Raw genomic sequence first — 19,873 nt, forward strand, 5'->3', positions numbered from 1 at the left:
TTTATTTACTAGGCTTTATCAATAATGCTTTTGGATACTTTTTTAAAACCTCACTCAAATTTCTTTCTGCTTCAATTCTAGTTTTAAAATTACCAACCCAAACTTTATAATTTGGCGTATTAAAAACGATTGTTCCGTCAATGATTTTATTGTCTTTTCTAAAATCGGATAAATTCTTTTTTGCAGTTTCGCTATCACCACTAAAAATTTGTATTTTATACCTATCGTTTGATGTAATTGTTGCGTTTATTTTTCTTTTTTCTGTTAAAATTTGCTCAAATTTTAAGTCTTGAGAAACACTGATACTTGCCTCTTGTGCAGATAAATTTGCAGATAAAAAGAACATAAATATTCCGTAAATAACGCAGTTTGAATTTTTTAAATATTTCATAAATAATTGATTTTAATACAAATGTACTATTTTATAGCATAATCAAAAACACTGATATTATTTAGAATTAATATAAATTAACATTTAAGACTATTTTAAGGTTTTGAGAATTGCTCATAAGTCGTATTTTTGTGCAAGTTTTAAAAATAGAGGATGGTCTTTTTTAAAATATAAAACACAAAAAAAACACCAAAATTAGTAGATAATCATAATATATAATATGAAAAAGAAGGGTAACCCTAATTCGATTTCAAAGATTTTAATTTTAAGTTTAGCAGCAATGCTAAGTTTTTCATTAACATCCAAAGCCCAAGGTGCTGATGCAGCAAAAGGGAAAGAAATATTCAACACCAATTGCGCTGCTTGTCATAATTTAGACAAAAAGATGACTGGTCCAGCTTTGAGAGGCGTTTCTGCCAAATATGACAAAGAATGGTTGTACAAATGGGTAAAAAACAGTTCAGAACTTATAAAATCTGGTGATGCACAAGCTGTAAAAATTTTCGAAGAAAACAACAAGTCGGTAATGACTTCTTTTCCTCAATTATCAAACGCAGATATTGATAACATTATTGCTTATACAGACGAAGTAAAAGCCGAAGCTCCAGTAGCAACTACAGCTGGAACTCCGGGAACAGTAGCAGCAGAAGATGGAATTTCTAACAATGTCATTCTTGGAGCACTAATTGCAGTAATGTTAATGTTAATTACAATGTTATATATTGTAAATAACTTGCTTACTAAAATTGCAAAAGCAAACGGAATTGAAATTCAAAAATTAGCAAATGAAAACAAAATTCCAATTTGGAAAGCATTTGTGAAAAATCAATTTTTAGTTTTGGTTTCTGTTATCATTTTAATGTTAAGTGCAGCTTACTTTGCATATGGTTACTTTGTGCAGATAGGTGTAGATCAGGATTATGCGCCAATTCAACCTATACATTTCTCACACAGAATTCACGCTGGGAGCAACGGTGTTGATTGTAAATATTGTCACTCATCTGCAAGAGTTAGTAAAAATGCAGGAATTCCTTCTTTAAATGTTTGTATGAATTGCCATAAAAACATAAGTCAAGTTGCAGACACAACTGCTACTGCTGAATATTCTAAAGCTTTTTATGATGGAGAAATTCAAAAACTATACAAAGCAGTTGGTTGGGATGGAACTTTACAGAAATATACTGGCAAAACTGAACCTGTTAAATGGGTAAGAATACATAATTTACAAGATTTTGCTTATTTCAATCACTCACAACACGTTTCTGTAGCTGGCGTAGAATGTCAAACTTGTCACGGGCCAGTTCAAACTTATGAAATTCAAAAACAGTTTGCTCCGCTAACAATGGGTTGGTGTATTGATTGTCATAGAAAAACTGAGGTTAAAATGGAAGGTAATGAATATTACACTAAAATTCATGCTGAACTTTCAAAAAGATACGGTGTTGACAAGCTAACTGCAGCACAAATGGGTGGATTAGAATGTGGAAAATGCCACTATTAATAAAATAATTAAGAAGCTAATATTATATACGATGTCATCAAACAAAAAATACTGGAAAAGTGTTGAGGAACTAAACGAAAATAGTTCTATTGTTGAGGCGCTTAGAAATAACGAATTTGTTGAAGAAATCCCTACAGATCAATTCTTAGGCAACGATAATTCACTATCAAATTCGTCAACTTCAAGACGTGATTTCCTTAAGTACGTTGGATTTAGTACTGCAGCAGCAACGCTTGCAGCATGTGAAGGTCCAGTTCATAAATCAATTCCTTACGTTGTTCAGCCTGATCAAATTATTCCTGGTGTAGCAAATTTCTATGCAACTACCGTTTATGACGGTTTCGATTTTGCTAATTTATTAGTAAAAACAAGGGAAGGTAGACCAATAAAAATTGAAAATAATACTATAGAAGGAGCAAAATTTGCTGCTAATGCTAGAGTTCATGGTTCTATATTGTCATTGTATGACAACATGAGAGTTAAAAATCCTAGAATTGCAGGAAAACCAGCAACTTGGTCTGAAATAGATTCTAATTTGATAGCTAGTATTTCTGAAGCAAAAGCAAAAGGAAGTCAAGTTGTTTTACTTACCAATACTTTGGCAAGTCCTTCAACTGAAAAATTAATTGCTGAATTTTTAGCTAAAAACCCAAGCGCAAAACATGTGGTTTACGATGCTGTTTCTTCTTCGGAAGCACTTGACGCATTTGAAACTGTTTATGGTGAAAGGGGTTTGAAAGATTATGATTTTTCAAAAGCTTCTTTAATTGTTTCTGTTGGAGCTGACTTTTTAGGAGATTGGCAAGGTGGAAGTTATGATGGTGGATACGCACAAGGTAGAATTCCAAGGAACGGAAAAATGTCTCGTCACTTCCAATTTGAAGCAAACATGACATTATCTGGAGCTGCTGCTGACAAACGTGTTGCAATGTCAAACGCAAATCAAATTCAAGCTTTAGTTAAAATATATAATGTAATTACAAATTCTTCTGTAGCTACATCTAAAATTCCAAATGAAGATATCGTTATGAAAGCCGCTCAACAGTTGAAATCAGCTGGTAGCAAAGGGCTTTTAGTTTCTGGTATTCAAGATAAAAATGCTCAATTGTTAGTTTTGGCTATCAATCAAGTTTTAGCAAGTGAAGCATTCACAACTACAGGAACAAGATTAATTAGAAAAGGATCAAACGAAAAAGTAACTCAATTGGTTGCTGATATGAATGCCGGAAGTGTTCATACATTAATTATGAGTGGCGTTAACCCTGTTTTTACCTTACCAAATAGTGATGCATTCAAAGCTGGATTGAAAAAAGTTAAAACTTCAGTAACTTTCACTTTAAGAGAAGACGAAACGGCTTTATTATCATCAATGGTTGCCGCAACTCCTCATTATTTAGAATCATGGAATGATGTTTCTATTACTAAAGGCAGTTATGCACTAACTCAGCCAACAATCCGTCCATTATTCAACACCAAACAATTTCAAGAAGTTTTAATGTCTTTGAATGGTATCGGTGGAACTTATTACGATTACTTAAAATCAAATTCTGCAAATTATAGTTCAGGTTTAACTTGGAATAAAGTTTTACATGATGGTGTTGTTGCCGCTGCGACTCAAGTTGCATCTGGCGGAACTGCTGATTATGCTGGCGCTGCTAATGCTCTAGCACAAACAAAAGCTAAAGCTGGATTTGAATTAAATTTATATACAAAAACAGGTCTTGGTGATGGTCAACAAGCCAACAATCCCTGGTTACAAGAATTCCCTGATCCAATTACAAGAGTTTCTTGGGATAATTATGTGACTATATCAAGAGCTGATGCTGACAAACTTGGTTTATCTAATGAAATAGTTGCTAATGGTGGGCTTAATGGTAGCTATACAACTTTAACAGTTAACGGTGCTAAGTTAGAAAATGTTCCTGTAATTGTTCAGCCAGGACAAGCAGTTGGAACATTAGGATTGGCATTAGGTTATGGTCGTGAAGCAGCTATGAAAGAAGAAATGAAAGTAGGTGTTAATGCTTTCAAATTATATAAAAACTTCAATAATATTCAATCTGTAACTATCGATAAAGCTGATGGTGAGCACGAGTTTGCTTGTGTTCAAGGTCAAAAAACGTTGATGGGTAGAGGTGATATTATAAAAGAAACTACATTAGAAGTTTTCAATACAAAAGAAGCTAAAGAATGGAATATTCTTCCTGTTGTATCTTTAGATCACAAGGAAGTTGAAGCAACAAAAGTTGACTTGTGGGAATCTTTTGACCGTTCTGTTGGACATCATTTTAATCTTTCAATTGATTTAAATGCATGTACAGGATGTGGAGCATGTGTAATTGCATGTCATGCCGAAAATAACGTTCCGGTAGTTGGAAAATCTGAAGTTAGAAGAAGTAGAGATATGCACTGGTTGCGTATTGATAGATATTATTCATCTGAAGAAACTTTTGCAGGTGATAATAAGAAAAAAGAAGAGTTTGATGGTTTGTCTGGAGATAAAGGTTCTCTTGGAGGATTTGGAGAAATGGAACATGCTTCTGACAATCCACAAGTTTCTTTCCAACCAGTTATGTGTCAACACTGTAATCACGCACCATGTGAAACAGTTTGTCCGGTAGCTGCAACATCTCATGGACGTCAAGGTCAAAACCAAATGGCTTACAATAGATGTGTTGGTACTCGTTATTGTGCAAACAACTGTCCTTATAAAGTACGTCGTTTCAACTGGTTTTTATATGCAAACAATGACGAATTTAATTATCATATGAATGATGATTTAGGTCGTATGGTTGTAAATCCAGACGTGAATGTTCGTTCTCGTGGAGTTATGGAAAAATGTTCAATGTGTATTCAAAAAACACAATTAACTATTCTTACAGCTAAACGTGAAGGTAGAGAAGTTGCAGTAAATGAATTCCAAACAGCTTGTTCAAGTGCTTGTTCAAATGGTGCAATGGCTTTTGGAGATGTTAATAACAAAGAATCTGAAATAGCAAAACTTGCTGCAGACGATAGATCATATCATTTACTAGAACATGTTGGTACAAAACCAAACGTTGTTTATCAAGTTAAAGTAAGAAATATATAATACGAAAATAATAAATAGATAGCGGTATCAGATTTATTCTGAAAACTGTAATCTAAAATCTAAAATCTAAATATAAGTATGTCGTCTCATTACGAAGCACCCATTAGAAAACCCTTAGTTATAGGTGATAAAAGTTATCACGATATAACTGTTGATGTTGCTGCTCCTGTAGAAGGAAGAGCCAATAAACAGTGGTGGACTGTATTTTCTATCGCACTTGCAGCTTTCCTTTGGGGAATAGGTTGTATTATTTATACTATATCAACAGGTATTGGTACTTGGGGATTAAATAAAACTGTAGGTTGGGCTTGGGATATCACGAATTTTGTTTGGTGGGTTGGTATCGGTCACGCTGGTACACTAATCTCTGCTGTACTATTATTGTTCCGTCAAAGATGGAGAATGGCAATTAACCGTTCTGCTGAAGCGATGACAATTTTCTCAGTTATACAAGCAGGTTTGTTCCCTATAATTCACATGGGACGCCCTTGGTTAGCTTACTGGGTAGTTCCAATTCCTAATCAATTTGGTTCTTTATGGGTTAACTTCAACTCACCATTATTATGGGACGTATTTGCAATATCAACTTACCTTTCTGTATCACTAGTTTTCTGGTGGACAGGTTTATTACCTGATTTTGCAATGTTACGTGATAGAGCTGTAACACCATTTACTAAAAGAGTATATTCTATTTTAAGTTTTGGTTGGAGCGGTAGAGCAAAAGACTGGCAACGTTTTGAAGAGGTTTCTCTTGTGTTAGCTGGTTTAGCAACTCCTCTTGTGCTTTCTGTACACACAATCGTATCTTTTGACTTTGCTACTTCAGTTATTCCAGGATGGCACACAACAATCTTCCCTCCTTACTTCGTTGCAGGAGCGGTTTTCTCAGGATTTGCAATGGTAAACACTTTGCTAATTATCATGAGAAAAGTTTCTAAATTGGAAGCCTATATCACAATTCAACATATTGAATTAATGAATATTGTAATCATGATTACAGGTTCTATAGTAGGGGTTGCCTATATTACTGAGTTATTTGTTGCTTGGTACTCTGGTGTAGAATACGAGCAATATGCTTTCTTAAACAGAGCAACTGGTCCTTACTGGTGGGCATATTGGTCAATGATGACTTGTAATGTATTCTCTCCACAGTTTATGTGGTTCAAAAAATTGAGAACTAGTATTATGTTCTCTTTCATAATCTCAATTGTTGTAAATATTGGTATGTGGTTCGAACGTTTTGTAATCATTGTAACATCATTACACAGAGATTACTTACCGTCTTCTTGGACAATGTTTTCTCCGACATTTGTAGATATTGGAATTTTCATCGGAACAATCGGATTCTTCTTCGTATTATTCTTATTGTATGCAAGAACGTTCCCGGTAATTGCTCAAGCAGAGGTTAAAACAATTTTAAAATCTTCTGGAGAAAACTATAAAAGAAAAAGAGAAGCAGAGGGTCATAATAATTCAGAAAAACATTAGTATTCGTTATGAGTAATAATAAAGTTATACACGCTATATACAATGATGATGATATTTTAATGGATGCTGTAAAGCAAACTAGAAATGCACATCATCATATTGAAGAAGTTTTTACTCCATTCCCAGTTCACGGGTTGGATAAAGCAATGGGATTAGCTCCTACTAGACTTGCTATATGTGCCTTTATATATGGCTGTATTGGTCTTTCTGTTGCTACTTGGATGATGAATTTTATCATGATTTCTGATTGGCCACAGGATATTGGAGGAAAGCCAAGTTTTAGTTATATTCAAAACATGCCAGCTTTTGTTCCTGTTATGTTTGAAATGACTGTATTCTTTGCAGCTCACTTAATGGTTATCACTTTTTATATGAGAAGTAGGTTATGGCCATTCAAACAAGCTGAAAATCCGGATGTAAGAACAACAGATGATCATTTCCTTATGGAAGTTGCTGTAAAAGGTGATGAAAATGAAATGGTATCTTTTTTCAAAAATACAGGAGCAGTCGAAGTTAAAGTAATCGAAAAGCATTAAAATTAACTATGAAAAGTTTATATAAAATAGCACTTTTGGTAAGTATGACAGTTGTTGTTTCATCATGTAAAAATGATTTGAAACCTAATTATCAATACATGCCTAACATGTATGAGTCAGTTGCATACGAAACCTATTCTGAATCGGATGCTTTTGCATCTCCGTCAGGGGAAAAAGGCAAAGAAGGACAACTTCCTCCAAATGGAGTTATAAAAAGAGGCTATGTGCCTTATGAATATGCAAATACTCCAGAAGCATTAGCAACAGTTAAAGCAGCTAATATTAAGTCACCATTAGATTCAACTCAAGTTGACATGAAAAAAAGTGAAGAATTGTATAACATTTATTGTGCAATTTGCCACGGAACTACTGGAGATGGAAAGGGAAAATTGGTTAAACAAGAAAAATTTTTAGGTGTACCCAATTATAAAGATAGAGAAATTAACGAAGGAAGTATATTTCACGTTATTACTTATGGATTGAATTCTATGGGTTCTCACGCTAATCAACTAAACACAAAAGAACGTTGGTTAGTATCTTCTTATGTTATGCAACTAAAAAATAAATAAAAATAGAACAATCTGAATAGTATAGATATGTACACATTTTCAAGTAAATTAAAAACCTTTTCTTTTATTCTTATGATCGTTGGTATCCTAGGTATAGGGTATGGTTTTTTAACAACGCCAAAAAATATAAAAGAAGTTGAAGAAATGTTAGCAGCAAGTTCACATGGTGAACATCATACGGAAGCTGTTACACATGTAGCGAATACACACGAAACTAAACCGGTAGCTGAACACAAAGAAGTAGTAGCTCACGAAAATGATTCGCTTACAAAAGTTGTTTCACATAGTGTGGGTGTTAAAGAAGATTCTTTAGCAAATAAAGAAGAGGTTGCTGTAAATCTAGCTATGGTTGACAAAATTGAAAAAGAGGATGAAAGTAAATTGGCAGACGTAAAAGCTCATAAAGAGCACGAAGCACATTTAGAACATGTTTTGCATCAATTGCAAAATAAACCATGGGCAGCTTTTTATGTAGCTTGTATTTTCTTCTTGTTAATATCTATGGGAGTTTTAGCTTTTTATGCTATTCAACAAGTAGCACAAGCTGGTTGGTCTCCGGTACTCTTTAGAGTTATGCAGGGTATTACAGCTTATTTACCAATTGGATCTGTAATATTCTTTATTTTCTTAGTTTTATGTGGAATGCATTTTAACCATTTGTTTATTTGGATGGATCCAGAAGTTGTTGCTCATGATAAATTAATTCGAAATAAATCAGGCTACCTTAATTTCCCATTTTGGATTATAAGAGCTGCTATATTTTTGATTGGATGGAATTTATATAGATATTTTTCAAGAAAAAACTGTTTAGCTCAAGATGAATCAAATGACAATAGTTTCTACAAAAAGAATTTCAAAATGTCAGCGGCATTCTTGGTTTTCTTTATAGTTACAGAATCAATTATGTCTTGGGATTGGATAATGTCAATTGACCCTCACTGGTTTAGTACGTTATTTGGATGGTATGTTTTTGCAAGCTTCTTTGTAAGTGGAATCACAACAATATGTATGATAACACTTTACCTAAAATCTAAAGGTTATTTAGAAAATGTAAATAATAGTCATATTCACGATTTAGCAAAATTCATGTTTGGTATTAGTGTTTTTTGGACATATTTATGGTTCTCACAATTTATGCTAATTTGGTATGCTAATATTCCTGAAGAAGTTACTTATTTCATTACAAGAATTGAAGATTATGGTATTACTTTCTGGGGTGCAGTTGTTATGAATTTCATTTTCCCAATATTGATATTAATAAATACAGATTTCAAAAGAATATCTTGGGTTCTTGTGATGGCTGGTACAGTAATATTACTTGGACATTATATTGATTTTTTTAATATGATTATGCCATCAACAGTTGGAGATCAATGGTTTATTGGAATTCCAGAAATAAGTTCTTTATTATTCTTTTTAGGATTATTCATTTTCATTGTATTTACAGCTCTAACAAAAGCACCATTATTACCGAAAAGAAATCCATTCATTGAAGAAAGTAAACATTTTCATTATTAATTAGTTAAAAAAAGATACAGATGACAACTTTGTTGGTAATTATAGTTTTAGTTTTATTATCCATTGGTATTTGGCAATTAACCAAAATATTCGATTTGACTCAAGTTGGAGGAAATTCAGATAATAGTCAAATTGCAAATGATGAAGATAATAAGGTGCAAGGATATTTAATGTTTGGATTTTTAGGGTTCATTTATGTTTTTACAATTTATGGAATTATAAAATGGGGTGGTTTAGTTTTACATACACCAGCTTCAGAACATGGTTCGCTTGTAGATAATCTTATGAACATAACATGGGTATTAATATTCTTTGTGCAAACAATAACTCAAGCCTTACTTCATTATTTTGCATTCAAATACAGTGGAAAAAAAGATCAAAAAGCGCTTTATCTTGCAGATAATAATAAACTTGAATTTATTTGGAGTAGTATTCCAGCTGTTGTATTAGCGGGTCTAATCCTTTATGGTTTGTATGCATGGACAAATATCATGTTCGTAGATGAAGACGAAGAAGTAATTGTTATTGAACTATATGCACAACAATTCAATTGGACTGCAAGGTATTCTGGAGAAGATAATGTGTTAGGAAAAGCAAATGTTAGATATATAGAAGGTGTTAACATACTTGGTGTTGATATGTCTGATCCTAATGCACAAGATGATAAAGTTGTAAAAGAATTACATATTCCTAAAGGAAAAAAAGTTGTTTTCAAAATGAGATCACAAGATGTATTACATTCTGCTTTTATGCCACATTTTAGAGCACAAATGAACTGTGTTCCTGGTATGGTAACTCAGTTTGCTTTTACTCCTATTTATACTACATCTGAGATTCGTGAACAAGAATACATGCAGCAAAAAGTAAAAAATATTAATGATATACGTAACAAAAAAAGTATAGAATTAGTTGCAAAAGGAGAAACTGCTTTAGACCCATACACTTTTGACTACTTATTATTATGTAATAAAATTTGTGGTGCATCTCACTATAATATGCAAATGAAAATTGTAGTAGATTCTCCAGAAGATTACAAAAAATGGCTAAAAGGAATACCTACAATTGTAGATGAAATAAAAGTTGCAACAGCAGCACCTGCTAATTCTGAAGAAGTTTCTATGAAAAATGATTCAACACTTATAGTACAAGTTGAAACAAAATAATTTAAAAAAATAACCTATATTTATATATGTCAGCAATGAGTAACGAACACGATCACCACGAACACGATCACCACGAAGAACACCATCATAAAGATACTTTCATAACTAAATATATATTTAGTATTGATCACAAAATGATTGCAAAACAATATCTATTATCTGGTATTGTGATGGGAATTATTGGTGTTGGTATGTCATTACTTTTTAGAATGCAATTAGCGTGGCCTGAAGAATCTTTTAAAATATTTAATATTCTTCTTGGCGATACATTTGCTCCAAATGGTGTAATGAGAAATGATATTTATTTAGCACTTGTTACAATACATGGAACTATTATGGTTTTCTTTGTGTTAACCGCCTCATTAAGTGGAACTTTTAGTAATTTACTTATTCCACTTCAAATAGGAGCAAGAGATATGGCTTCTGGATTCATGAATATGGTTTCATATTGGTTATTCTTTTTATCAAGTGTAATCATGGTTTGTTCATTATTTGTTGAATCTGGACCTGCATCTGCTGGTTGGACTATTTATCCACCATTAAGTGTATTGCCTCAAGCTATTCCTGGATCGGGAGCAGGTATGACACTTTGGTTAGTATCTATGGCTATTTTCATTGCATCATCTTTAATGGGTTCATTAAACTATGTTGTAACTGTTATTAACCTAAGAACAAAAGGTATGTCAATGACGAGATTGCCACTAACAATTTGGGCATTCTTTATAACAGCAATTATTGGTATTGTTTCATTTCCAGTATTATTATCTGCTGCATTGTTATTAATTATGGATAGAAGTTTCGGAACATCATTCTTCTTATCTGATATTTATATTGCTGGAGAGGTTCTTCACTACCAAGGAGGATCGCCAGTATTGTTTGAACATTTATTCTGGTTCTTAGGACATCCAGAGGTTTATATTGTATTATTACCAGCATTAGGAATTACATCAGAAGTAATTGCTACCAACTCAAGAAAACCAATTTTTGGATACAGAGCGATGATTATGTCAATTATTGCTATTGCATTTTTATCTACAATTGTTTGGGGTCATCACATGTTTATTTCAGGAATGAATCCTTTCTTAGGTTCAGTATTTACCTTTACAACATTATTAATTGCGATACCTTCTGCGGTAAAAGCATTTAATTATATAACAACTTTATGGAAAGGTAATTTGCAATTAAATCCTGCAATGTTATTTTCTATTGGATTAGTTTCAACCTTTATAACAGGTGGTTTAACTGGAATTATTCTTGGAGATAGTACACTAGATATTAATGTTCACGACACGTACTTTGTAGTTGCTCACTTCCACTTAGTAATGGGTATATCTGCACTTTACGGAATGTTTGCAGGTATTTACCATTGGTATCCTAAAATGTTTGGTAGAATGCTAAATAAGAATTTAGGATATATTCACTTTTGGGTAACTGCAATATGTGCTTACGGCGTGTTTTTTCCAATGCACTTTATTGGATTAGCTGGACTACCTAGACGTTATTATACAAATACAGCTTTCCCTTTATTTGATGATTTACAAAATGTAAATGTGCTAATAACTGTATTTGCAATTATAGGTGGTGCATTTCAACTAGTATTTTTATTTAATTTTTTCTATAGTATTTTTTACGGAAAAAGAACAGTTCAAAATCCTTGGAAATCAAATACTTTAGAATGGACAGCACCTATAGAACATATACATGGTAACTGGCCGGGAGAAATTCCTCACGTTCATAGATGGCCTTACGATTATAGTAAACCAGGTCATGATGATGATTTTGTCCCTCAAACGGTACCAATGAAAGAAGGTGAAGAAGTTTTACATCACTAAGAATATTTTTAGCATAAAAAAACCTTTCAAATTGAAAGGTTTTTTTATGCTAAATTTTTTACTAAAAACTAAGAAGCAATTTCTAGTCTTTTTAGTAAATTCTTATTCAAAGTATGCTCGGCATAATCTCTATCAATATCTAGTGCTTTTTCATCAGTGCTTGGTAGTTCATACATAGCATCAGTTAAGATAGCTTCGCAAAGTGAACGTAATCCTCGAGCTCCTAGTTTGTATTCTAAAGCTTTATCTACAATATAATCAAGTGCATCATTTGAAATAGTAAACTTGACGTCATCCATTTCAAAAAGTTTTTCATATTGCTTGATTAACGCATTTTTTGGTTCTGTTAATATAGAACGTAATGTTTCTCTATCCAACGGATCCATGTGTGTTAAAACAGGTAAACGACCAATAATTTCAGGAATCAATCCAAAATCTTTAATGTCTTTTGGGATAATATATTGAAGTAAGTTTTCTTTATCAATATTATCAGCATTTTTTGAAGTGCTATACCCTATAGCTTGACGGTTTAATCTTTTTGAAATAATTCTTTCAATTCCATCAAAAGCACCACCTGCTATGAATAAAATATTTTGAGTGTTTACCTCAACAAATTTTTGGTCTGGGTGTTTTCTTCCGCCTTTTGGTGGTACATTTACAACCGTTCCTTCTAATAATTTAAGTAACGCTTGTTGTACACCTTCACCAGAAACATCGCGAGTTATTGAAGGATTATCACTTTTACGAGCAATTTTATCAATTTCGTCGATGAACACAATTCCGCGTTCGGCTTTGGTTACATCATAATCGGCAGCCTGAAGCAAACGCGTTAAAATACTTTCTACATCTTCACCAACATAACCTGCTTCGGTAAGAACCGTTGCGTCAACTATAGCTAATGGGACGTCTAACATTCTCGCAATAGTTTTAGCAACTAGCGTTTTACCAGTTCCTGTTTGACCAACCATAATAATGTTTGATTTTTCAATTTCTACATCTTCATGGTGCTGTTGTTGCATTAATCTTTTGTAGTGATTGTAAACTGCAACTGACATTACTTTTTTAGTTTGATCTTGACCAATAACATATTCGTCAAGAAAAGCTCTAATTTCTTTTGGTTTACGAAGAATTAAATCAGATACCGTTTTGGAACCAGCTGTTGTTTTTAATTCTTCAAGAATTATTCCATGTGCTTGCTCAATGCAACGATCGCATATGTGCGCATCAATACCAGCAATTAATAAATTGGTTTCTGGTTTTTTTCTTCCGCAGAAGGAACATTCTAATTTTTCTTTTGCCATCTTTTTTAGGTAATAGGTAGTAGGTATTAGGTGGTAGGTTACCTAATACCTACCACTTAATACCTACTACCTTTTATTATCTTCTTAAAACCTCATCAATCATTCCGTATTCTTTAGCTTCATCAGCTATCATCCAGTAGTCTCTTTCGGAATCTTTGTGGACTTTATCGAAAGTTTGTCCTGAATGGTGTGAAATGATTTGGTATAATTCGTCTTTTAATTTCAACATTTCTTTCAAGTTGATTTCCATATCAGTTGCAACACCTTGTGCGCCACCAGATGGTTGGTGAATCATAACTCTTGAATGTGGTAATGCTGAACGTTTTCCTGCAGCTCCAGCACAAAGTAAAACAGCACCCATAGAAGCTGCCATTCCTGTACAAATTGTAGCTACATCAGGTTTGATGTATTGCATAGTGTCATAAATTCCAAGTCCGGCATATACACTTCCACCTGGTGAATTGATGTAAATTTGAATATCTTTAGAAGCATCAACAGATTCTAAAAACAACAATTGCGCTTGAATAATATTTGCCATATAGTCATCAACTCCAGTTCCCATGAAGATGATTCTGTCCATCATTAAACGTGAAAAAACGTCTAATTGCGACACATTAAGTTGGCGTTCTTCGATAATATAAGGTGTTAAACTTGCTGTAAGTTTATCGTAATACAAACTGTTTACACCGTGATGCTTAGTTGCGAATTTTTTAAATTCTTTTCCGTAGTTCATTTTGTTAATTCGTTAATTAGATAATAAGACAATTAGCCAATGTTAAGTTTAATTATATACAAAGGTCGTACCTTTTATTTTATAAGTCAATTTGTCCTGACTTAGCCCAGATAGCAGTGGAAATCCTTTACTTATTTTCTTTAAAAAAGAAAAGATTGCAACGTATAGCTGGAATAGCTCCTAAAACAAATGAGCGTCAAAAATACAAATTCATGACGCTCAAAGATACTAAATATTTGTTAGAATTTATTCGCCATACATAGCGGCAACAAATTGTTCGTAAGTCACTTCTTTAGTGGTTGGATTGGCTTTATCTTTGAATAATTGCAACATTTTTTCGGCTACAACTTGCTCAGAAAGACGTTTTACTTCTTCTTGATTAGAAAGTACACGAGCTACAATTCCTTCCACTTCTTCGTCGGAAGCATCAACTTTTCCAAATTGTAACATTTGTTGACGGATAGCGTTTGCTGTAAACGATTTTAGATCATCGAAAGTGATTTGGATATTGCTTTGCGCTAGTGCTTTTCCTTCGATTAATTGGAAACGAAGTCCTTTTTCAGATCTTTCATATTCGATGGCTGCTTCTTCTGGAGTTAAAACTTTTTCGCCAGCTGTTTGCAACCATTTTTTAAGAAACTCTGATGGCAATTCAAATTTGTTATTCTCAATTAAGAATTCTTGAACGTCAACCATTAATTTTTGTTCTGCTTGAACTGCGAATTGTTTTTCAACATCTTCTTTGATTTTGGCTTTCATCTCATCAACAGAATTTACAACACCAGCACCAAATAATTTATCAAAAAGTTCTTGGTTAAGTTCAGCTGGTTCGCTAGCCACAACTTCATCAATAGTAAAAGTTACTTCAACATCAAGATGGTGCACATCGTCGTGAGAAACTGCTAAGTAATCCATTAATTTGTGATCATCTGCAAATAAGCCTTTAGTTTTAAGACTTACAACGTCACCAATTTTTTTACCAACAAAGCTTTTAGCTACTTTTTTATCTGCAAATTCTTCTAAATCAACAGTTGTGCGGTTGTGAATTCCAGCTTCTTCGTTAGCGAAAACACCTGAAACATCATTCCCAGCTTCCACCACTTCTTTAGAAACGATTTTACCGTATTGTTTTTGGATACGAGCAATTTGAGCATTGATAAAAGTATCGTCAGCTTTTACAACATATTTTACAATGTCGTTTTTAGCTTCCATATCGATTTCGAATTTTGGAGCTAGACCAATTTCATATTCAAAAACTAAGTCTTCAGCATCCCAATCGAAATTTTCATCCATTTTAGGAAGCGGCGTTCCAAGCAAATCAAGTCTTTCTGATTGAATATAACGAGTTAACGCAAGTTGAACAACTTTGTTTACTTCTTCTATTTTGATGGCTTTACCATATTGTTTTTCTACTAATGCTCTTGGCACTTGTCCTTTGCGGAAACCTTTTACAGTTGCCAATGGCATTTTTTCGTTGATTCTTTTTGTAACTTGACCATTATATTCCATTGGCGGAACATTCATTACAATTACTTCATTTACAGCATTTATTGCTACTCTTTTGATATCCATTTCTGACTTGATTTACATAATAAAATTGGGTTGCAAAATTAGAACATTTTTGCAACCCAACCAAGTTTTTATTTGACAAGTATTTTTACTTTTTTTCTTTGGTCAAACCATTCATTAAAGATTGTGATAATGATAGAATTATACTAAACAATAATGCTGTCCAAAACGAATCGACATGAAAGCCACCAACTATTTTGGAACATAAAATAATAATTATAGCATTGATGACAAGAAGAAACAATCCGAGTGTTAGAATAGTAACAGGAAAAGTAAAAAATATTAGAAGTGGCTTGATAAAAGTATTAAGCAATGCTAAAACGATAGCTACTAAAATAGAGGTTGTAAAACTTGCAACTGTAATGCCTGACATAAAATAGTCGATTACAAGAACAAGAATGGCCGTTATGATAATTCTGATAAGTGTGTTCATAGATTTTGTTTTAAAATTCAAAGTTAGTGAAATTGTTAATCCCTTTATCATTTAGTCAAAAAACGCGCCGATACTTTTGCCAAAGTGATTAAAAACAAAAAATCCCAACTTTTCAGTTAGGATTTTTTTGTTGGTCTACAAGGACTCGAACCTTGAAAGACTGCACCAAAAACAGTTGTGTTACCATTACACCATAGACCAATTATTTCACAAAGCATTTATTTCAATAGGAGTTCAGTGAACTTCTTTTGTACTTGAATGCGGGTGCAAATTTAATACAAATTTTATTTTAAGCAAACATAATTCGATTTTTATTGCAAAAAAAATGATTTAAAAACAATACTTGAGTTAACTTAACGTTTATCAGTAGAATAAATTTTAATATAGTACCATAAATTTTGTTAATAGCTTCTCGATTACACAAAAAAATGGTTTCTTTGTAGCTTGAAATAACCATACTTTTTATATGAATACACCATTTAATTTTAATAAATGGAATACAATTACCGGTTGGATTGTATTTTCTATAGCATTACTTACTTTTTCGCTGACTGTTGAACCAACTATGAGCTTTTGGGATTGTGGCGAATATATTGCTACCGCTGCTAAACTAGAAGTTGGTCATCCACCAGGAGCACCTTTATTTCAAATGATAGGTGCGTTTTTTGCTATGTTCGCTTTTGATAATGAGCACATTGCTTTAATGGTAAATATGATGTCCGTTTTTTCGAGTGCCTTTACTATTTTATTTCTATTTTGGTCGTCAAATATATTGTTGCGTAAATTAATTTCTCAATTTTCTGAGATTACTAAGACTAATTCTTTTGTAATAATTGGAAGTTCCGTAGTAGGTGCATTAGCATTTACTTTCTCAGATAGTTTTTGGTATAATGCAGTAGAAGCCGAAGTATATGCCATGGCAACTTTATTTATCGCATTACTTTTTTGGCTTGGTTTACGCTGGGAACAAGAAATGATGACACCAAGAGGAAATCGTTGGTTACTATTAATTTCATTAGTAATTGGACTTTCTTTTGGAGTTCACTTTATGGCTTTACTTACAATTCCTTCAATAGGATTTCTATATTTCTTCAAACATTACAAAAAAGTTACTATCAAAAACTTTATCATTGCTAATGTGGTGGTAGTTTCAATATTGCTTTTTATTTTCAAATTGCTTTTGCCGATAACAATGGCATTTTTTGGAAAAACCGAAGTTTTTATGGTCAATACATTTGGATTACCATTTGATTCAGGAACTATTTTGGTGGTGCTTTTGTTTATAGCTTTCTTCTATTTTGGATTGAAATACACTAAACAAAAAGGTTATGTACATTTTAACACCATCATTCTTTGTATTCTTTTCATATTAATTGGGTTTTCAACTTGGATGATGTTGCCAATTAGAGCCAATGCAAATCCGCCAATTAACGAAAATAAACCTTCAGATGCTGCCGAAGTTTTGGCTTATTACAACAGAGAGCAATATGGTGTAAATCCATTGTTTTATGGTCCGCAGTACACAGATGCATTTGCTGGTTTAGACGAAAACACTCCTTATCTTGACAAAGCTCCTAACTACGAGCGAGATTTAACAACTGGTAAATATATCATCACAAACAAGTTCAAAAATGCTGAACAAAATAGTGATGACAATCATAAATCTATTTTACCAAGATTATGGAGTGGCGAACACATTGACAATTATATCAATTTTACAAATGTTCCCGAATTCAAAATTAATCCTGAATATTCTGAAGAGCAAGAATTGGTAGATATTGTTGCCGAATTCAGAAAAGCTTATGCTAATAATCAAATAGATAATGATGGTTATGTTCAGTTTTTGAAAAGTTACCGCGACTATTTAATAGTTGAAAAACCTTCAACAGCTGATAATTTAGGATTTATGTTTGAATACCAATTTGGCTATATGTACTGGCGTTATCTAATGTGGAATTTCGCTGGAAGACAAAACGATATTCAAGGTAAATACGACAATTTAGATGGTAACTGGATGAGTGGCATCCAATTTATTGACGAAATTAGACTTGGTTCTCAAGACAATTTACCTTCGGATGTTTTGAATAATAAAAGTAGAAATTTCTACTATTTCTTGCCATTCTTGTTAGGAATTCTAGGGATTTTGTACCATGCTAATAAAGATTTGAAAAGCTTTTACGTGCTATTAGCATTATTTTTATTCACTGGTTTAGCCTTGAAAATATATCTAAACGAAAGACCTTTTGAGCCAAGAGAGAGGGATTATGCTCTAGTGGGCTCATTCTATGTTTTTGCGATTTGGATAGGATTTGGAGTTTATGCTATTTATGATACTTTACGCAATTATATTCAACCAAAAATAACTGGAATTGTAGTGGTCGTTTTAGGATTATTAGCCGCGCCAGTTTTAATGGCCTTTCAAAACTGGGATGATCATGACCGTTCTGAAAAAAGAACAGCAATGGCAACTGCAATAAACTACTTGAATTCTTGTGAAAAAAACGCAATTTTATTTACTATTGGAGACAATGATACGTTCCCTCTTTGGTATGCACAAGAAATTGAAAATGTACGTCCAGATATAAAAATTGTCAATACAAGTCTATTTATGACCGACTGGTATATTGACCAAATGAAGTTTAAAACCTACCAAGCGGATGGTTTACCTATTTCATTTACACATGACCAATATGTAGGAGATAAATTGGATTACGCTTTTTATGATAAAAAAACAGAGTCTCGTTGGGATTTAAAAGACTTACTAGCCTTCTTATCAAGCGATGATCCTAGAACCATAGTCGAAATGAGTAATGGTCAAAGTATTCACTTCTACCCTACTAACAAGTTTAGAATTCCTATTGATAAAAACACAATTATCAAAAACAAAGTGGTTTCACCAAAAGATTATGATTCTATTGTGCCTTACATTGATTTTGAAATAAAAGACAATGCGTTGTACAAAAATAGAATTATGATGTTAGATGTTCTATTGAATAATAATTGGAAACGACCAATCTATTTTACAGGTGGAAGTTTTACAGATGAAGATTACTTATGGATGAAAGATTATCTTCAATTAGATGGTATGGTTTACAAGCTAGTTCCAATAAAAACAACTTTAGACAAAGAAGCAAGTCAGCTTGATATGGGTCAAATAGATTCAGACAAAATGTTTGATATTGTTATGAAATGGGAATGGGGTAACGGAGAAAAAACAACTATTTACCATGATGTCGAAACACGTAAAAACAGTATTTCTTACCGAAGTAATTTGGCTAGATTAATGGAACAATTAGTAAACGAAGGAAAGCTGGATAAAGCCAAGAAAGTAATAGAACTAGCAATGACAAAAATGCCATTGAACTATTACGCTTATTATTCATTAGTTGAACCTTTTGCGGGGGGCTATTATGTGGTAAACGAAAAAGAAAAAGCACGAAAATTGTTAGAAGATTTAATGACTAAATACAAAGAAAACTTGTCTTATTACAAAACATTAAAACCTTCTGAACAATCTAATCTTGCTATTGATATTATTACAGATATAGAAAGATACCGCGGATTATTAGAAGTGATGAAAGAAAGAGGCGATATGGAGTTTTATAACAAACACAAAACAATCTTCAATTCATACAACAAAATGTTTGAACGTTTTGGTAGAGATATGGAGTAGTAAGAAGCTATATTTATTTAAAATAAACAAAAAGTGTCAATAAAATATTGGCACTTTTTTAGTTACTTTTGAAAC

The 19,873-nt window shown here is 32.7% G+C and carries 14 protein-coding genes and 1 tRNA gene; 9 read left to right on the plus strand and 6 right to left on the minus strand.

What is annotated here, in order from left to right; all coding sequences use genetic code 11:
• Nucleotide 1 precedes the first annotated feature (1 nt).
• The gene (locus ACIQ66_RS01435; protein ID WP_396211038.1) at nucleotides 2-391 is read right to left on the minus strand and encodes an SPOR domain-containing protein; all 390 of its coding nucleotides are present in this window, start codon (nucleotides 389-391) and stop codon (nucleotides 2-4) included.
• Nucleotides 392-611: 220 nt separating this feature from the next.
• Here ACIQ66_RS01435 and ACIQ66_RS01440 point away from each other — a divergent pair, with 220 nt between their 5' ends.
• The 8 genes from ACIQ66_RS01440 (at nucleotide 612) to ACIQ66_RS01475 (ending at nucleotide 12,089) form a co-directional block, all read left to right on the plus strand.
• On the plus strand, nucleotides 612-1,892 hold the full coding sequence (locus ACIQ66_RS01440) for a c-type cytochrome (protein ID WP_396211039.1): 1,281 nt from the start codon (nucleotides 612-614) through the stop codon (nucleotides 1,890-1,892).
• Between the two features lie 31 nt (nucleotides 1,893-1,923).
• Complete coding sequence (locus ACIQ66_RS01445; protein WP_396211040.1) at nucleotides 1,924-4,983, plus strand: TAT-variant-translocated molybdopterin oxidoreductase; 3,060 nt, start codon at nucleotides 1,924-1,926, stop codon at nucleotides 4,981-4,983.
• Between the two features lie 78 nt (nucleotides 4,984-5,061).
• Nucleotides 5,062-6,471 carry an NrfD/PsrC family molybdoenzyme membrane anchor subunit gene (gene nrfD, locus ACIQ66_RS01450; protein ID WP_396211041.1) on the plus strand — a complete coding sequence of 470 codons (1,410 nt, stop codon included), beginning with the start codon at nucleotides 5,062-5,064 and terminating at the stop codon, nucleotides 6,469-6,471.
• An 8-nt stretch (nucleotides 6,472-6,479) separates the two neighbouring features.
• Nucleotides 6,480-7,007: a DUF3341 domain-containing protein gene (locus ACIQ66_RS01455; protein WP_396211042.1), complete on the plus strand. Its 528-nt coding sequence runs from the start codon at nucleotides 6,480-6,482 to the stop codon at nucleotides 7,005-7,007.
• Between the two features lie 8 nt (nucleotides 7,008-7,015).
• Nucleotides 7,016-7,576, plus strand: coding sequence for a c-type cytochrome (locus ACIQ66_RS01460; protein ID WP_396211043.1), 561 nt, complete (start codon nucleotides 7,016-7,018; stop codon nucleotides 7,574-7,576).
• A 27-nt stretch (nucleotides 7,577-7,603) separates the two neighbouring features.
• Complete coding sequence (locus ACIQ66_RS01465; RefSeq protein ID WP_396211044.1) at nucleotides 7,604-9,094, plus strand: quinol:cytochrome C oxidoreductase; 1,491 nt, start codon at nucleotides 7,604-7,606, stop codon at nucleotides 9,092-9,094.
• 20 nt (nucleotides 9,095-9,114) lie between these two features.
• Nucleotides 9,115-10,257, plus strand: a complete 1,143-nt coding sequence (locus tag ACIQ66_RS01470) for a cytochrome c oxidase subunit II (RefSeq protein ID WP_396211045.1) — start codon at nucleotides 9,115-9,117, stop codon at nucleotides 10,255-10,257.
• A gap of 35 nt (nucleotides 10,258-10,292) precedes the next feature.
• Entirely contained in the window at nucleotides 10,293-12,089 is a 1,797-nt protein-coding gene (locus ACIQ66_RS01475) for a cbb3-type cytochrome c oxidase subunit I (protein ID WP_396211046.1), read from the plus strand.
• Between the two features lie 68 nt (nucleotides 12,090-12,157).
• Here the strand turns inward: ACIQ66_RS01475 and clpX are convergent, their stop codons facing one another.
• From clpX to ACIQ66_RS01500, 5 genes are all read right to left on the minus strand, one after another.
• Nucleotides 12,158-13,390, minus strand: coding sequence for an ATP-dependent Clp protease ATP-binding subunit ClpX (clpX, locus tag ACIQ66_RS01480; RefSeq protein WP_396211047.1), 1,233 nt, complete (start codon nucleotides 13,388-13,390; stop codon nucleotides 12,158-12,160).
• A 76-nt stretch (nucleotides 13,391-13,466) separates the two neighbouring features.
• The gene (clpP, locus tag ACIQ66_RS01485) at nucleotides 13,467-14,123 is read right to left on the minus strand and encodes an ATP-dependent Clp endopeptidase proteolytic subunit ClpP (RefSeq protein WP_298176850.1); all 657 of its coding nucleotides are present in this window, start codon (nucleotides 14,121-14,123) and stop codon (nucleotides 13,467-13,469) included.
• A 246-nt stretch (nucleotides 14,124-14,369) separates the two neighbouring features.
• Nucleotides 14,370-15,695, minus strand: a complete 1,326-nt coding sequence (locus ACIQ66_RS01490) for a trigger factor (protein WP_396211048.1) — start codon at nucleotides 15,693-15,695, stop codon at nucleotides 14,370-14,372.
• 85 nt (nucleotides 15,696-15,780) lie between these two features.
• The gene (locus ACIQ66_RS01495; RefSeq protein ID WP_298176854.1) at nucleotides 15,781-16,125 is read right to left on the minus strand and encodes a phage holin family protein; all 345 of its coding nucleotides are present in this window, start codon (nucleotides 16,123-16,125) and stop codon (nucleotides 15,781-15,783) included.
• A 130-nt stretch (nucleotides 16,126-16,255) separates the two neighbouring features.
• A tRNA-Gln gene (locus ACIQ66_RS01500) sits at nucleotides 16,256-16,326 on the minus strand.
• Between the two features lie 265 nt (nucleotides 16,327-16,591).
• On the opposite strand from ACIQ66_RS01500, the gene ACIQ66_RS01505 reads away from it, so the two are divergent.
• A complete protein-coding gene (locus tag ACIQ66_RS01505) occupies nucleotides 16,592-19,798 on the plus strand; it encodes a DUF2723 domain-containing protein (protein ID WP_396211049.1) in 3,207 nt (1,068 codons plus the stop codon).
• Nucleotides 19,799-19,873: the final 75 nt, after the last annotated feature.

This window comes from Flavobacterium sp. (assembly GCF_044377315.1).
GTDB lineage: Bacteria > Bacteroidota > Bacteroidia > Flavobacteriales > Flavobacteriaceae > Flavobacterium.

Bases quoted from the DNA above. Each gene is read 5' to 3' on its own strand.
- ACIQ66_RS01505 (WP_396211049.1), top strand. From the start codon at position 16,592: ATGAATACACCATTTAATTTTAATAAATGGAATACAATTACCGGTTGG.
- ACIQ66_RS01455 (WP_396211042.1), top strand. From the start codon at position 6,480: ATGAGTAATAATAAAGTTATACACGCTATATACAATGATGATGATATT.
- ACIQ66_RS01440 (WP_396211039.1), top strand. From the start codon at position 612: ATGAAAAAGAAGGGTAACCCTAATTCGATTTCAAAGATTTTAATTTTA.
- clpP (WP_298176850.1), bottom strand. From the start codon at position 14,123: ATGAACTACGGAAAAGAATTTAAAAAATTCGCAACTAAGCATCACGGT.
- ACIQ66_RS01490 (WP_396211048.1), bottom strand. From the start codon at position 15,695: ATGGATATCAAAAGAGTAGCAATAAATGCTGTAAATGAAGTAATTGTA.
- ACIQ66_RS01495 (WP_298176854.1), bottom strand. From the start codon at position 16,125: ATGAACACACTTATCAGAATTATCATAACGGCCATTCTTGTTCTTGTA.
- clpX (WP_396211047.1), bottom strand. From the start codon at position 13,390: ATGGCAAAAGAAAAATTAGAATGTTCCTTCTGCGGAAGAAAAAAACCA.
- ACIQ66_RS01470 (WP_396211045.1), top strand. From the start codon at position 9,115: ATGACAACTTTGTTGGTAATTATAGTTTTAGTTTTATTATCCATTGGT.
- ACIQ66_RS01475 (WP_396211046.1), top strand. From the start codon at position 10,293: ATGAGTAACGAACACGATCACCACGAACACGATCACCACGAAGAACAC.
- nrfD (WP_396211041.1), top strand. From the start codon at position 5,062: ATGTCGTCTCATTACGAAGCACCCATTAGAAAACCCTTAGTTATAGGT.
- ACIQ66_RS01435 (WP_396211038.1), bottom strand. From the start codon at position 391: ATGAAATATTTAAAAAATTCAAACTGCGTTATTTACGGAATATTTATG.
- ACIQ66_RS01465 (WP_396211044.1), top strand. From the start codon at position 7,604: ATGTACACATTTTCAAGTAAATTAAAAACCTTTTCTTTTATTCTTATG.
- ACIQ66_RS01460 (WP_396211043.1), top strand. From the start codon at position 7,016: ATGAAAAGTTTATATAAAATAGCACTTTTGGTAAGTATGACAGTTGTT.
- ACIQ66_RS01445 (WP_396211040.1), top strand. From the start codon at position 1,924: ATGTCATCAAACAAAAAATACTGGAAAAGTGTTGAGGAACTAAACGAA.